We start from the raw sequence: 14,522 nt of genomic DNA on the forward strand, positions 1-14,522 counted from the left end.
TTAGCAGCTTTACCGAAGATAGATAAATGTCAGATATTATACAGCTTTTACCCGATAGTGTGGCCAACCAGATCGCAGCAGGCGAGGTGGTACAGCGGCCTGCGTCGGCTGTAAAAGAGTTATTAGAGAACGCGATTGATGCGGGGGCAAATAAAATACAGCTCCTAGTTAAGGATGCCGGAAAAGCCCTGATCCAGGTGATAGACAATGGTTGCGGAATGAGTGTAACCGATGCCCGGATGTGTTTTGAACGCCATGCAACCTCTAAAGTACGTAAGGCTGAAGACCTGTTTGCGATCCGCACGATGGGTTTCAGGGGCGAGGCCATGGCTTCTATTGCAGCCATTGCCCAGGTAGAGATGAAGACCCGCAAGCATGATGAAGAGCTGGGGACCGTAATAGAGATTGAAGGCTCTGTTTTCGTAAAACAGGAGCCTGTTGCCTGTTCTGAAGGTACCAGCATCAGCATCAAAAACCTTTTTTACAATACACCCGCCAGGCGCAATTTTCTGAAAAGCAATCCGGCCGAGATGCGCCATATTATTGATGAATTTCAGCGGATATCACTGGCACATCCTTCAATCGCCTTTAGTTTGCACCATGATGGCGTAGAGATCTATCGCTTGCCTGCTTCGGTATTGAAACAGCGGATTGTGCATTTGTTTGGTAATAATTACAACGAACGGCTGATCCCTGTTGAAGAAGAAACCAGCATCATTAACCTAAAAGGATATATTGGCAAGCCAGAATTTGCCAAAAAGACTAGGGGTGAACAGTTCTTTTTTGTAAACAACCGCTTCATTAAAGACGCTTATTTAAACCATGCGGTTAACAAGGCTTATGAAGAGCTGCTTGCAGATGATCATTTTCCGCTGTATGTGCTCTTTATAGATATAGATCCGGCAAATATTGATGTAAACGTACACCCAACAAAAACAGAGATCAAATATTTAGATGAAAAATCTATCTATGCCATTCTGCATTCGGCCATAAAAAGATCTTTGGGCAGGTTTAACATTAGTCCGACTATAGATTTCGATCAGGAAACCGGCTTCAGCAATATGATCACGCATAAAGCCCCTGAAGAAATTGTGCCGCCAAGCATTAGTTTCAATCCTGATTTTAACCCCTTTGCTGAAGATAAACCTAGCCCATCCAGGGATGCGGCTTATGCAAGTTTCCCTAAAAGTTATGGTGGGGGCGGGGGTAATATCAAGCCCAGCACAAAAAACTGGGGCTCATTGTATGAGATTGCAAACCATAATCCTGAAACCCAATCGGCACTTGACCTCCCTGCCGATCCTGCCGGTCATCAGTTTAGTCCTGTGCAAAAGCAGCTGATGCAACTGCACAACCGTTATATCATTTCACAGATCAAGTCTGGATTGATGCTGATCGACCAGCAGGCTGCGCATGAAAGGATACTTTATGAGCGTTTTACCCTGCACCTGGAAGACAGAAAGGGTGCTTCACAGCAAAGCCTGTTCCCACAAACGGTAACTTTAAGCCCCAACGATTACGAACTGGCCAAAAGTTTGCTGGAAGACATTAAAAGCTTAGGTTTTGAAGTAAGAGAGTTTGGGAAAAATACCCTGGTGATTGAAGGGATACCAGTTGATCTGGGCGGAGGAAATATCAACGAAACGCAATTGTTTGAACACCTGATAGAAGGATTTAAAAACTCGCAGCAGGAACTAAAACTGGACAAAAGAGATGCTCTTGCCAGAAGTATGGCCCGGAACAGCGCCATAAAAAATGGCACCGTACTGGGACAGGAAGAGATGAATACGCTGATAGAGCAACTTTTTGCCTGTAAAACCCCTAACTTTAGCATCAGTGGCAAGCCGGTTATCCAAACCATCGGCCTTGCAGAACTGGATAAAAAATTTGATAAATAGAGCCGAATGAACAACATCCATATACCTCCTGTAGTAAAGAACCTGCTGATTATAAATGTAATTTTTTATGCGGCTATGTTCATGTTCAGAGATGGACAGGGTAATTATTTACTTGTAGAAAAACTCTCTGTATTTTACTTTGATTCGCCCCATTTTAAAATCTGGCAGCCCATTACCTATATGTTTATGCATAGCCCCGGAACTTTTATGCATATCTTTTTTAACATGTTTGCCGTTTTTATGTTTGGAGGGGTACTGGAAGCCAGGTGGGGGGCAAAGCGGTTTTTGAACTTTTACCTGATCACTGGTCTTGGTGCATTGGGCCTGCAATGGGCAGTACAAGCTTTTGAAGTGCACCAGATTGTTGGTACTGCCATTCCCGGAGAGGCGCTTTTCCAGATGAAAAATTTTACACAGGCACAGGCAGAAACATTAATGGGCATTTACAACGGCCCAATGTTGGGTGCATCCGGAGCCGTATTTGGTTTGCTGGTGGCATTTGGGATGTTATATCCAAATACCGAGCTCTATATTATGTTTATTCCCATTCCGATAAAAGCCAAATACATTATCCCGGTATACATCATTTTTGAGCTTACCATGGGTGTAGCACAGGTACAGGGCGACTCGGTAGCACACTATGCCCATTTGGGGGGTGCATTAATTGGCTTTATTTTGGTTAAGCTTTGGGGAGATAAAAATAACGATAGATTTTATACCTACTATGAATAATAACCTGTTTAAAGATTTAAAGTATAAGGTATTCCAGTCCGGCAATCCTGTATACTTTTATATAGGCATCAATGTCATTATTTTTGTGGCATTTGCGCTGATCAATATCCCTTTCTTTCTTTCTGGAAATGGTGGTGGCATTTACAGCGGATGGATCAGGGAATATGCAGGCTTTCCGGCCGATTTGGCCAAACTGCCAGTTCGGTTTTACGCCATTTTAACCTACCAGTTTTTTCATGATGGCCTGCTGCACATTTTATTTAATATGTTGTGGCTGTTCTGGATGGGAAGAATTTTTCTAGACTTTTTAAAGCCACGTCAGTTTCATTTTGTATACCTGGCAGGTGGTTTTGCCGGGGCATTGCTGTATTTGCTGGCCTACAATATTTTTCCTGTATTTGCAACTGCTTTGCCGCAGGCCACAATTATAGGATCCTCAGCTTCAGTAATGGCCGTTATAGTGGCAGCCGCTACCTTAGTGCCCGATTACAGCATCAGGCTGCTTTTTTTAGGTGATGTAAAATTGAAGTATCTTGCATTGGCATATATCGTATTGGACCTGATTGGGATGGCAACTACAGATGCGGGCGGAAGCTTTGCCCATCTTGGCGGTGCTGTATTGGGTTTTACGTATATTAAACTGTTGAGAAAGGGGACAGACTGGAGCAGCCTGTTTAAACGTAAACCAAAATTAAAAGTGGTTAGAAATGAGTTTGCAAAACAGGGTGCTAAAAAGGCAGATGCCGTAAACCAGGAAGAGATAGACAGAATATTGGATAAAATCTCAAAATCTGGTTACGATAAACTAAATAAGGAAGAAAAGGAAACTTTATTCAAGGCGAGTAAACATTAATGAAGCGTTCAAAACCAACATTTATAGATAAGTTAGTCCGATTAGGGGCTATAGGGTTGGCCACTGCACTTGCGCTGGGGATTTTGGCAGGTAATATAGATCCGCGCAGTTTTCAACTGATCGCTTTTTTTGGACTGGCCTATCCTTATGTCCTTTTGCTCAATATAATAATGATTGCATGGTGGTGCATTCGGAGAAGGTGGCTGTTCGCCGCCACTACACTTGTCCTCATTTTGCTGGGCTGGCATTCATTGACCACTACTTTTGGATTTATTGGTGAAAAAGGGCTCGGTCCCAAGGCAGATCCGGGACTGATCCGTATGATGACCTATAATGTGCATAGTTTTAAGCCTTATGGAGAGGGAAACATTGAATCTGTAAAGCAGCAGATGTTAGATCTGATAGAAAACGAGAATCCGGATATCATCTGTTTTCAGGAGTATTTTACCCGTAAGAAAGGCCCGTATGACATTACAGACAGTCTGAAAAGGATATTAAACAAACCCTATCATTATTTTGAACCCATTTCTCAAAATGATTATGAAGCTACCGGGCTGGCCATTTTTTCCAAATATCCTATTAAAAATAAAGGTACCATAGCTTTTAATAAAGTTTACCGGGGCAATAGCAGTATTTATGTTGATGTTACAGTTAAAAATAAAATGTTCAGGATTTATAATGTCCACATGCAGTCTATATCCTTTCAGGAACAGGACTATATGTACCTGGACCAGGTAAAGTACCAGATGGATCCTAAACTTTATGCCTCAAAAAGAATCCTGGTAATGTTAAGAAACGCCTTTTTGAAGCGCAGTGAACAGGTGGACATCATGAAGGCTCATATAAAAACCTGTGAACTGCCTTTCATTATTGCCGGTGATTTTAACGATACCCCTGCATCTTACGCCGTAAAGCAAATGACAAAATCATTAAAAAATACTTTTAAAGAACAGGGAACCGGCTTTGGGAAAACTTATAATGGTAAATTTCCAAACTTCCAGATCGATTATATTGCCACTACACAAAACTTTGATGTGATGAACTACCGCATCATTGAAGCTAAATTATCAGATCACTTCCCTGTTCGCAGCGACCTTAGATTAAACCCCTAAAATATTTACCTTTGCAATATGGATAAAGGCTTACACCTGTACAATACACTTACACGAACAAAAGAACTTTTTGAACCGCTGCACGCGCCTAATGTAGGCATGTATGTTTGTGGACCAACCGTATACAGCGACGTTCATTTGGGCAATTGCCGTACCTTTATCTCCTTCGATTTGATATTCAGATATTTAAAATACAGCGGATATAAAGTACGCTATGTGCGCAACATTACAGATGCCGGACATTTGGAAGGTGACCGTGATGAAGGGGATGATAAATTTGCAAAAAGGGCCAAGCTGGAGCAGCTGGAACCTATGGAAATTGTACAAAAGTATACCCTTGGTTTTCACGATGTGCTGCGGATGTTTAATACCCTGCCGCCAAGTATAGAACCCACTGCAACCGGACATATCATTGAACAGATAGAAATGATCAAGGTGATAATGGACAATGGTTATGCCTATGAAGCCAATGGAACGGTTTATTTTGACGTAGAAAAGTACAGTGCCAGTTACAACTATACCATATTGACCAACCGTAACCTGGAAGATATGCTGGCCAATACCCGGGAACTGGGCGGACAGGACGAGAAACGCGGTCGCCTTGATTTTGCACTGTGGATAAAAGCCAAGCCCGAAACCATTATGCGCTGGCCATCTCCGTGGGGTATAGGTTTCCCGGGCTGGCATATAGAATGCTCGGCCATGAGTGCCAAATACCTTGGTGAAGAGTTTGATATCCATGGTGGTGGTATGGATCTGGCCGCTACGCATCATACCAACGAAATAGCCCAGTCGGAAGCCTGCAACCACAAACAACCGGCAAAATACTGGATGCATACCAATATGCTTACCGTTAATGGTGCCCGCATGTCTAAGTCGGCAGGCAATGGCTTTTTGCCAGGCGAACTTTTTACTGGCGACCATCCGCTGCTCGATAGGGGATACAGTCCTATGACCGTTAAGTTCTTTATGCTTCAGGCACATTACCGCAGTACACTCGATTTTTCCAATGAAGCATTGGATGCCTCTGAAAAAGGCTTCAGACGATTAATGAACGCCGTAACCCTACTCGATAAACTGGTTCCTGCTGCAGAAAGTGATTTTGAAATAGATCCGATAGCCAGCAATTGCATCAGGGCTATGAACGATGATTTCAATAGCCCTGTGGTCATTGCCGAACTGTTTGAAGCTACCCGCATCATCAATATTGTATACGATGGTAAAGGAAAGATCTCTGTTGCAGAACTCGGTAAGCTGAAAAAGCTGGTAAAGGATTTTGTATTCGATATTTTTGGCCTGAAAGATGAAGAAGCATCCAATACCGAGTTAAATGATGTACTGGAAATGATGATCGACATCAGGAAGGCGGCAAAAGAAAATAAAGATTATGCCACCTCTGATAAAATCCGCGTTGGCCTGCAAAGTATGGGCATTCAGCTTAAAGACAGTAAAGAAGGCACCACCTGGAACAAAGTGTAGCATTGTGTAATTGTTAATTACTTTTTAAACCAACACAAACATCCAAACCCTATATTCGTATCCTAACTATTTAAACATGATGATGAACAAGTTTTTTTATACCCTTATTGCGGCAGCTTTTACAGTAAGTGCATACGCACAGAAATCTGATGGGAGCACCAAATCATTAATAAAAGCTGAAAAAGAATTTGCAGATAGCTTTGCAAAGCATGGCTCTAAAACGGCATATACCAGTTTTGCCGCTGCCGATGGTTTGGTATTCAGGCCAAATCCTGTAAATGCAAAAACCTTTTATAGCGCACAGCCGGAAAGTAAAGATGTAAGCTGGACACCAGTTTATGCCCGGGTATCAAGAAGTGGCGACTGGGGCTTTACCACCGGTCCTTATACCATTGGGGGTGATAAACCTGCTTACGGGCAATATTTAACTGTATGGAAAGCAAAAGATGGAAAATGGGAATTGGCTCTGGACCTCGGCACCTCTACCAATAAACCCTTAAATAAGGTAAGCCCTGAATACATTGAACCTAAGGATTTTTATAAGCCTAAATTTTTAAATGATAAACAAAGGGCAGCAGCAGCAGATATCATTGCCACTACCGAGAAAACCTTAAATGCTTCTCTGAAATCTTATGGCATTGCTGCTTTTGGTGGCTTTTTAAACCCTGATGCAAGATTACTGTTTCCTGGCTATGAGCCCATCGTGGGTAAAGACAAGATCCTGCCTTTCTTTAACAGCATGATCAGCAAAGTATTTTTTAAAACCACCAAGGTGGATAAAGCAGATGGGGGCGACCTGGCTTATACTTATGGTGTGGCTACTGTAGATTACAAGGCTGAACTAAGAGAAAGCTTCAATTATGTGTTCATTTATGAACGTCAGGCAGACCACAACTGGAATATCATTTTACAGGTATTTGCTCCGGCAGAACGTTAACCTGATTACCTGAAATATACAAAAGGTCTCTTAAGTATTTAAGGGGCCTTTTTTGTGTTGCTCCCAATAAATCCTTATTTTATGCCGTTATTACCTGATAAATGAAGAAGATACTACTGACGATTATACTGGGGATGGCCCTTCAGGCACAGGCCCAGAAATTTATGCTGATAGGGCACCAGGGTGCCAGGGGAATTATGCCGGAAAATACCATCCCGGGAATGATCAAAGCGCTTGATCTGGATGTCAATGTGCTCAATATGGGAGTGGTGATCTCTAAGGACGGAGAGGTTGTGCTTTCTCATGAACCTTACTTTAACAATGAGATCAGCACCAGACCCGATGGTAAACCCATTACCTTTAAGGATGAAAAGAAGTACAATATGTTTGAAATGGATTACGAAGAGATCAGGAAGTTTGATGTCGGCACCAAGGTCCATAACCGTTTTCCGGGACAGATGAAAATGAAAGTCTATAAGCCTCTGCTGGCTGAAACGATAGATTCTGTGGAAGCCTATGTAAAGGAAAAAAATCTGGAAAAACCTGTTTATTGTATCGAAACTTCGTTGATCAGGAAGGGTGACGGCATATTTCAGCCCGATGCAACAGTGTTCATTGAAAAGATCATGGAAATTATAAAAGAGAAAAAACTCAGCAAAAGGGTCATCATCCAGTCGCTCGACATGCGTACCCTGCAATACCTGCATGAATATTTCCCCTCTGTAAAAACAGCATTGATGATCGACGAGAAACAGGATTTTGAAGAAAGCATTCAGACACTGGGCTTTACGCCAACCTATTACAGCCCTTATTATGTGCTGGTAGGAAAGGGGCTGGTAGACCGTTGCCATGCTGCAGGCGTAAAAATTATCCCCTGGACGGTGAATACGGCCAAGGACATGAAATATTTAATTAACCTTGGTGTAGATGGCATTATTACCGATTATCCCAATCAGTATACCCGCGTTATGCAGGAACAATAAAAGACTGCTTAGTAAAGATTTTTAATGATGTGCTCTACCGACAGGCCTTCGGCCTCTGCACGGTAGTTGCGCACTATCCTATGGCGTAAAATGGCTTCGGCCACCGCCTGTACATCTTCTATATCTGGTGCATATTTACCCGAGATTGCGGCATGGCATTTTGCGCCAATCACCAAAAACTGCGAAGCCCTTGGACCGGCACCCCAGTTGATGTATTTATTTACCTCTTCGGTTGATAAGCTGGTACCCGGACGGGTTTTGCTTACCAGTTTTACTGCATACTCCACTACATTGTCTGTTACCGGAATATTCCTGATCAGCTTCTGAAAGAACTGGATCTGACTGGCATTAATGATCTTGTTTAAGCTAACTTCATTATTGCTGGTGGTATTTTTTACAATGGTCAGCTCATCGGCAAAACTGGGGTAGCTTAAATGTACATTAAACATAAACCTGTCCAGCTGTGCTTCAGGCAGGGGGTAAGTGCCTTCCTGCTCAATCGGGTTCTGGGTAGCCAGTACAAAGAAAGGGTTGGGCAATACATGTCTCAGGCCCGCAGCGGTTACCGCTTTTTCCTGCATGGCCTCCAGTAAGGCAGCCTGGGTTTTTGGGGGTGTCCTGTTGATCTCATCCGCAAGGATGATGTTCGAAAATACCGGTCCGTTGATGAATTTAAAATTCCGGTCCTCACCCAGTATTTCAGCCCCGATAATATCACTGGGCATCAGATCGGGTGTAAACTGGATCCTGTTGAAGTTCAGGTCCAGCACATTTGCTACGGTTTGAACCAATAACGTTTTAGCCAGCCCGGGAACACCAACCAGTAAACAATGGCCATTGCTAAATATGGATATCAGTACTGATTTAATGATGTCATCCTGGCCAATAACAACCTTTCCTATTTCGGCTTTAATGTTGTTGTACGACTGATGCAGGGCATCAACGGCTTTAATGTCATTGTCAAACTGCATAAGCGTTTATTTTTTGGCAGACTTGGATGCAGCTGTCCAGATTTTCAGTTCATCACAGTCATCATAATCCTCGTCAATCCGGATGTAAGTATTTTCCCTTCTCTTCTCAAACCATTCACTTAAAACCTTATCGGTTTTTTCCTGCTGTGCCTTTTCTTTAAACTTGGCATAATCCTGGTCAAGGTTTCCTTTATGGGGTGGGATCTTTGATTTCAGGTAAAGGATTTTGTAACCGTCCTTGCCACTCTGGTCTGTAAAAAGTGTTGGTGCAGAAATCTCTCCAACTTTCATCGTATCCACAATCAGGAATACCTTAGGGTCAAGTTTATCTGCAGGGATAAAAGTTGTTCTGGCGGTCACATTGTCGGCATAGAGCAACATTCCTCCATTATATTGTGATTCCTTATTGTCTGAATATAAAGATGCTGCAGTAGAAAAAGGGATTTTTTTGCCTACCAGGTTTTTATATATGGTATCGGCCTGCAGCTTAACCCGGTCTAAACTAGCCGGTGTATTTTGTGGCCTGATCAGGATATGACGGGCCTGTACCTGCTCTCCGCGACGTTCAACTACCTGTAAAATATGGAAGCCATGCTCAGTTTCAAATACGGGCGACATCTCACCCGGTTTTAATTTAAAAGCCCATGCCGTAAATTCTTTTACCATTCTGGTACGGTCAAAAAAGCCAAGGTCACCACCATCAGCAGCCGATCCGGGATCTTCTGAGTACGACTTGGCAAGGAAAGCAAAATCTTCACCGCTCTTTACCCTTAAACGCAAAGCATCAATTTTATCATAATACTTCTGTTTCTCTGCTTTGGTAAGTTTTGGGTACATCACAATCTCACCAATCTCAAACTCAGTAGGGATATCAGGCAGGCTATCCTTTTGGTAGCCGTCAAAATATTTTTTAACCTCCAAAGGAGTGATGCTGACATCCTGGGTAATCTTAGCCTGCATCTTGTTAGAGATCAGCTGTTCCTTGATGTCCGGTCTGATCTCATCCTTATATTGCAATACCGACCTGTTCAGGAACTGCTCCAAACGCTCCTGTCCGCCCGCACGCTGTATCTGGTAGCGCATACGTTTTTCCACCTCTTCGTCTACCTGCCCGTCATCTACCATTACCGAATCAATCTCTGCCTGTTGCTTCAGGAGTTTCTGGGCCAGCATCTGCTGTAGGATATAACATTTTACCTTTGGATCATCCGTATTGCCCGAATTCAGGAATTGTGCATATTGCTGATTTAAATCAGACAGCAGGATAATGTTGCTTCCAAGCACAGCTACCACTTTGTCTATATTTTTCTTTTGTGCCTGCGCATTTAAAAACAAACAGATAAATCCGCTTGCAATCAAAAAAATTTTCTTCATTATATATTTCTTACAGTTGTATTCCTTTTGCAAATTTAATATTCTCAGTCGGAGAATGGCAGGTTTAATCTAATTTTGCCAGTTTCTTTACTTCCGCCTGGTTAATTTTTACCGTATATTTTTTTCTCAATGTATTGATCCATTCCTTTTCAAGACGATCCTGATAGTCTGCAATTACTTTTCCTTTAACTTCTTCAAAGCTTCCGGGTAAATAGCTGCTTTTGTTTTTATCATAAAAAACGCGGAGTTGTGCATCGTCATTCTGTGCCTTGTCCCATATTTTTATTTCAGATACGTTAAACATCAAAGCCGCATCCCGGTATTCATTCCTGATCAGCTCATACTCCGGATTGGTTTTCGCTGGCCTTTTCTGAGCAGCAAGGGCTGTTTCATAATGCTGTACCTCTGCCAGATAAGCGGTATCTTTGTCCAAGCCCATTTCTTTAGCATCCAACACTTTAAGTTTGAAGTTGATATATTGATTTAAATAAGCATCCAAATCTTTATATGCAACACCTGTATTGCCCAAATGATTTTTTTTGTAGAACCAGATGAACTCTTTATTACTTATAGGCTTTCCATTAATACTGGCTACATTTTGTGCAAATGCAGCGCCAATAAAAAGGCATAAAATAATAGCGCAATAAACTTTTCTCACAAAAGCGTGTATATTTTTAAGGCATAAAAGTAATAAATAAAGGCACTATAATAAGATATTTAACTAATTTTAACAGAAAAAAGATTCCCAGTAAAATTAGCACGAATGGATAGCCCACTAACCGCCGATAGCAGCGCCCTGCATATGTTTTTTACCGATGACGTTTATTTAGTGAATGAGCCCGGCAAACAATTGGATAAAGTTATGGAACCAATGCCGGAGCAGGTCACATTTAAATTCCTTGGAAAAAATAAGCGCAATATACTGATCCTGGTAAATGATGCACAGCATGATGTAAGTGATGAAGCCGGGCGCGAACTGCTCAGAAAGATAGTGAAATCTGTAAACCTGAGCGCAAACGATTTTGCCTTACTGAACTATGCCGGCTATAAGGGTGCTGATTTTAAACAGTTAATGGATTTTTTCTCCTGCAGGCTGATCTTTGCTTTTGGGGTAACACCATCCCAGTTGTCAGTAACAGACCATCCTCAAAATACAATCGTAACCCAGGGGGATGTAAAAATGATCTTTTCCGCGGAACTCAGAGCACTTGATCAGGATCCGGCCGGTAAAAAAGCTTTATGGGGCAGTCTGCAAAACCTTGGATTATAATGAAAGAACTAGTATTTGCTACCAATAACGAACACAAAACCCTCGAGGTCCGCGAGCTGCTGTCCGGCCGGTATAAAGTGCTTAACCTGCGTGATATTGGTTGTACCACTGATATACCTGAAACCGGAAATAGCTTTGCCGAAAATGCAGCGCTCAAAAGTCAGTATGTGATAGATCATTATAAAATAGACTGCTTTGCCGATGACAGTGGTCTTGAAATTGAAGCCTTAAACCAGGAGCCGGGAATTTTCTCGGCCAGGTATTCCGGAAAGAAAGACGACCGGGAAAATTTAAAGCTGGTGCTACAAAAAATGGAGGGCCAGGAAAACAGAAAAGCCCGTTTCAGAACGGTGATCTCTTTGGTCAGGAACAACGAACATTTTCTATTTGAAGGGATTATTTACGGAAACATACGTGAAACCCCTTCGGGAGATCAGGGTTTTGGTTACGATCCCATTTTTGAACCTTTAGGTTATACCCAAACTTTTGCTGAAATGAGCATGGTCCAAAAAAATGAGATCAGCCACAGGGCATTGGCCATGTCCAAACTGATTACTTTTTTAAAGGAACAGGCCTAGCCGTATTGGCTTTTAACGTGTCTTTTTGTTTTGCAGGCAATGTTTTCATCAGGCTATCTGCTTTCAGTAAAACAGGCTTAACCGCAATGCTATCTTTTTTAGATACAGGAATGTTTTTAATTAAAGGTTTGTCCTTTGCGTTCAGTCCTTTGCCAATTGTTTTTGGGTGCGTTTGTACCCCAGCGGCTTTCTTAGCCACAGGTTTGGATTTGGGCTTGCCATTGATCACTTCTTTTTTAGAAAGCGGCCTTTGCTCAGGCCTCCAGATAAATCCGGTAAGAAAAACATCTTCTTTTAACTCCGGCATCGGCGTCCTCACCCCTTCAGGGTCTCTTATGGTTACAATTTTTTCAATCTGCTTTTCTTTAAATAGTATTTTTATCCGGCTGCTTACCGTCTGGTTCATGTCGGTATAAGCATTTTTGTCGTCCTGGTTGTAATAAATACTCTCCGCATTCCCGTCTACAAACATGTTTTTTAATTTCCCATCTTTAAAGAAGGCAGTGATGAGCTTTCCTTTGATCTGGTTATGCCTGGCCGAATCGGCATTGACGTTGACCAGAAAAGCTTGCTGCAACACCTGCAGTGTATTTAATTTTTTGTTTTTCAGTTGTAAATAAATGGTGTCACCGGTTTGCTGCGAGCCTTCCGACCACAGGATAGGGTTTTTGTACCACCGCAGGGTAGAGTCGGCACTGGTATAAAACAATGAATCGGCTTTGGCCTGCATGTTCGCTTTGTATACCCGAACATTATGGTAAGCTTTAATGACCCTTGTCCTGACCGTGTCTTCAGGGTTAAAGGGGATCGAATCTTTGAGCAGGGGCTTTTTAGCCTGCGCCTGGTTAGCCAGTTGCTTTGCTGCCGGAACTGCATTTTTCAACTTTTCAGCACTGGCTTTTCCTTTTGTCAAAGTGTCGGTCCTGGCATTCAGTGCAGGTACAGCTTTCAGGGATTTTGCCAGGCTATCCTTTCCGGTCTTAACCAAAGCATCAGCCTTTGAAATCAGCAGGGAATCTTTTACCTGCGGAGGGATTTTATGAAGAATGGTGCTGTCTTTCGAGACACTATCTTTCGATATGCTCTCTTTTGTCAGGGTATCTCTGGCTTTTTCAGGCAGGTTTTTATTCTTCTCTTTATCCGTTTTACTGTTCTTTTTATCGGGTTTGTCCGGTCGCTTCTTTACGCCGGTATCTTCTGTTACCGCTGCTTTTTTAGTTGCGCCCACCTTGGCTTCTTTTTTCCCCTCTTCTTCTTCAGCCTCGCCCAGTTCATTGTCCTTTTTGATGACCGGCGAGGAAATCAGTACCAGTGATTTCTTCAGCACCATTTGTGTTTCCAGCGTATCAGCGCCCATCCATAAGCTGTCTGGTTGCAATTTGTTGTTAACTTTTATAGAATCAGCGGTACCCATACCTACGTAAGGATTTTTGGTAACCAGAGTCCTTTCATCTTTTTTGTAATAAAAGCCGAGCTGTCCGTACATCACTGTCTTGTCTGCCGTATCCTTAAATACAATGTTCCTTACCGCTTTTCCATAGCCGGCAATGCCGTCATAGTACAAGCTGTCCCCTTTTAACGATTTGGTATTCATCGTGTACAGGTTTTTTTTCCCGAAATAGGCATATTGGGTACGGGTGTTGTAAGCTCCGTTTTCTGTATATAAATTATCGTCCTTGCCTTTAATATTGGTAGGCCCGTAAAAATAAGTCCAGTTGGTTAAGGTATTGTACCTCAGTGTATCAGAAGTGATCCGCGATTCAGGGGTTACCACCACCACATTGTACCTGAAATAGGCATCGCGGCTATTTGAAAAATAATAGCCGTTCTTGCTTGTGAGTGTTACGTCCTTATTTACAATTTTGCCACCACTAACGTACGTCCCAACTTTCGAGGCCATGTTATAATCCAGGATATTGGTGGTCAGTACATTTTCATTATCTACCATCCGCACATTACTGGTTAAATGCGCCATCTTGGTATTTCCGTTATAATTTAAGCGGTCGGAATAAATGTTGATGGTATCAGCCTGGTTGATGTGTACATTTCCGAAGGCATCGAAAATATTCTTGTCGGGATAAAAAACAGCGCTATCACAAAATAACCTGGCATTGTCCTGCCGGAAGACGGGTTTTCTAAAATAAGAAATTCTATTGGCCTTATCTGCAGCATTGGTTGTAGTGGCATCCCATCGCTCAACAATGATCTTGGTCTTCTGCTGCGCCAGCACAGAGAAGGGGAATAGCAATGCGATCAGGAAATAACGTAATGTATGCACGCTGCAAATTTAGTTTTTTAATGTGTATAAAGTCGCCATGAATTTTTATTCCTTATT

At 42.3% G+C, this 14,522-nt stretch carries 13 protein-coding genes; 9 read left to right on the forward strand and 4 right to left on the reverse strand.

Translation table 11 applies throughout. From position 1 onward, the window contains the following. Positions 1 to 26: 26 nt before the first annotated feature. The 7 genes from mutL to PHEP_RS02440 all read left to right on the forward strand — a co-directional run bounded on the left by mutL (position 27) and on the right by PHEP_RS02440 (position 7,994). A complete protein-coding gene (mutL, locus tag PHEP_RS02410) occupies positions 27 to 1,898 on the forward strand; it encodes a DNA mismatch repair endonuclease MutL (RefSeq protein WP_012780658.1) in 1,872 nt (623 codons plus the stop codon). A gap of 6 nt (positions 1,899 to 1,904) precedes the next feature. Beyond that, positions 1,905 to 2,630 carry a rhomboid family intramembrane serine protease gene (locus tag PHEP_RS02415; protein WP_012780659.1) on the forward strand — a complete coding sequence of 242 codons (726 nt, stop codon included), beginning with the start codon at positions 1,905 to 1,907 and terminating at the stop codon, positions 2,628 to 2,630. Beyond that, positions 2,623 to 3,483 carry a rhomboid family intramembrane serine protease gene (locus tag PHEP_RS02420; protein ID WP_012780660.1) on the forward strand — a complete coding sequence of 287 codons (861 nt, stop codon included), beginning with the start codon at positions 2,623 to 2,625 and terminating at the stop codon, positions 3,481 to 3,483. Before PHEP_RS02415 ends, PHEP_RS02420 begins: the two co-directional genes overlap by 8 nt. Continuing rightward, complete coding sequence (locus PHEP_RS02425; RefSeq protein ID WP_012780661.1) at positions 3,483 to 4,595, forward strand: endonuclease/exonuclease/phosphatase family protein; 1,113 nt, start codon at positions 3,483 to 3,485, stop codon at positions 4,593 to 4,595. The genes PHEP_RS02420 and PHEP_RS02425 overlap by 1 nt, the downstream gene beginning before the upstream one ends. A gap of 18 nt (positions 4,596 to 4,613) precedes the next feature. Then, the gene (cysS, locus tag PHEP_RS02430; protein ID WP_012780662.1) at positions 4,614 to 6,074 is read left to right on the forward strand and encodes a cysteine--tRNA ligase; all 1,461 of its coding nucleotides are present in this window, start codon (positions 4,614 to 4,616) and stop codon (positions 6,072 to 6,074) included. Between the two features lie 76 nt (positions 6,075 to 6,150). Continuing rightward, a complete protein-coding gene (locus PHEP_RS02435) occupies positions 6,151 to 7,011 on the forward strand; it encodes a YybH family protein (protein ID WP_012780663.1) in 861 nt (286 codons plus the stop codon). Positions 7,012 to 7,112: 101 nt separating this feature from the next. Beyond that, positions 7,113 to 7,994: a glycerophosphodiester phosphodiesterase family protein gene (locus PHEP_RS02440; RefSeq protein WP_012780664.1), complete on the forward strand. Its 882-nt coding sequence runs from the start codon at positions 7,113 to 7,115 to the stop codon at positions 7,992 to 7,994. Positions 7,995 to 8,002: 8 nt separating this feature from the next. Here PHEP_RS02440 and PHEP_RS02445 read toward each other — a convergent pair whose 3' ends face one another. From PHEP_RS02445 to PHEP_RS02455, 3 genes are all read right to left on the reverse strand, one after another. After that, positions 8,003 to 8,965: an AAA family ATPase gene (locus PHEP_RS02445; RefSeq protein WP_012780665.1), complete on the reverse strand. Its 963-nt coding sequence runs from the start codon at positions 8,963 to 8,965 to the stop codon at positions 8,003 to 8,005. 6 nt (positions 8,966 to 8,971) lie between these two features. Then, entirely contained in the window at positions 8,972 to 10,339 is a 1,368-nt protein-coding gene (locus PHEP_RS02450) for a peptidylprolyl isomerase (RefSeq protein WP_012780666.1), read from the reverse strand. 64 nt (positions 10,340 to 10,403) lie between these two features. Further along, positions 10,404 to 10,997 carry a hypothetical protein gene (locus PHEP_RS02455; RefSeq protein WP_012780667.1) on the reverse strand — a complete coding sequence of 198 codons (594 nt, stop codon included), beginning with the start codon at positions 10,995 to 10,997 and terminating at the stop codon, positions 10,404 to 10,406. Positions 10,998 to 11,102: 105 nt separating this feature from the next. Between PHEP_RS02455 and PHEP_RS02460 the strand changes: the two genes are divergently transcribed. Together PHEP_RS02460 and rdgB are read left to right on the forward strand one after the other, a co-directional pair. After that, entirely contained in the window at positions 11,103 to 11,609 is a 507-nt protein-coding gene (locus PHEP_RS02460) for a hypothetical protein (RefSeq protein WP_012780668.1), read from the forward strand. Further along, positions 11,609 to 12,187, forward strand: a complete 579-nt coding sequence (gene rdgB / locus PHEP_RS02465; protein WP_012780669.1) for an RdgB/HAM1 family non-canonical purine NTP pyrophosphatase — start codon at positions 11,609 to 11,611, stop codon at positions 12,185 to 12,187. Before PHEP_RS02460 ends, rdgB begins: the two co-directional genes overlap by 1 nt. Here rdgB and PHEP_RS02470 read toward each other — a convergent pair. Further along, positions 12,162 to 14,465 carry an OstA-like protein gene (locus PHEP_RS02470; RefSeq protein ID WP_012780670.1) on the reverse strand — a complete coding sequence of 768 codons (2,304 nt, stop codon included), beginning with the start codon at positions 14,463 to 14,465 and terminating at the stop codon, positions 12,162 to 12,164. The two genes, rdgB and PHEP_RS02470, sit on opposite strands and share 26 nt — an antisense overlap. Positions 14,466 to 14,522 lie beyond the last annotated feature (57 nt).

Origin of the sequence: Pedobacter heparinus DSM 2366 (genome assembly GCF_000023825.1) — a bacterium.
In the GTDB taxonomy this organism is placed as follows: Bacteria; Bacteroidota; Bacteroidia; order Sphingobacteriales; family Sphingobacteriaceae; genus Pedobacter; species Pedobacter heparinus.

What these genes read in the sequence shown, in the direction of transcription:
- PHEP_RS02440 (WP_012780664.1), top strand. Translation starts at nt 7,113, where the DNA reads ATGAAGAAGATACTACTGACGATTATACTGGGGATGGCCCTTCAGGCA.
- cysS (WP_012780662.1), top strand. Translation starts at nt 4,614, where the DNA reads ATGGATAAAGGCTTACACCTGTACAATACACTTACACGAACAAAAGAA.
- PHEP_RS02420 (WP_012780660.1), top strand. Translation starts at nt 2,623, where the DNA reads ATGAATAATAACCTGTTTAAAGATTTAAAGTATAAGGTATTCCAGTCC.
- PHEP_RS02415 (WP_012780659.1), top strand. Translation starts at nt 1,905, where the DNA reads ATGAACAACATCCATATACCTCCTGTAGTAAAGAACCTGCTGATTATA.
- PHEP_RS02425 (WP_012780661.1), top strand. Translation starts at nt 3,483, where the DNA reads ATGAAGCGTTCAAAACCAACATTTATAGATAAGTTAGTCCGATTAGGG.
- PHEP_RS02435 (WP_012780663.1), top strand. Translation starts at nt 6,151, where the DNA reads ATGATGATGAACAAGTTTTTTTATACCCTTATTGCGGCAGCTTTTACA.
- PHEP_RS02460 (WP_012780668.1), top strand. Translation starts at nt 11,103, where the DNA reads ATGGATAGCCCACTAACCGCCGATAGCAGCGCCCTGCATATGTTTTTT.
- mutL (WP_012780658.1), top strand. Translation starts at nt 27, where the DNA reads ATGTCAGATATTATACAGCTTTTACCCGATAGTGTGGCCAACCAGATC.
- PHEP_RS02445 (WP_012780665.1), bottom strand. Translation starts at nt 8,965, where the DNA reads ATGCAGTTTGACAATGACATTAAAGCCGTTGATGCCCTGCATCAGTCG.
- rdgB (WP_012780669.1), top strand. Translation starts at nt 11,609, where the DNA reads ATGAAAGAACTAGTATTTGCTACCAATAACGAACACAAAACCCTCGAG.
- PHEP_RS02450 (WP_012780666.1), bottom strand. Translation starts at nt 10,339, where the DNA reads ATGAAGAAAATTTTTTTGATTGCAAGCGGATTTATCTGTTTGTTTTTA.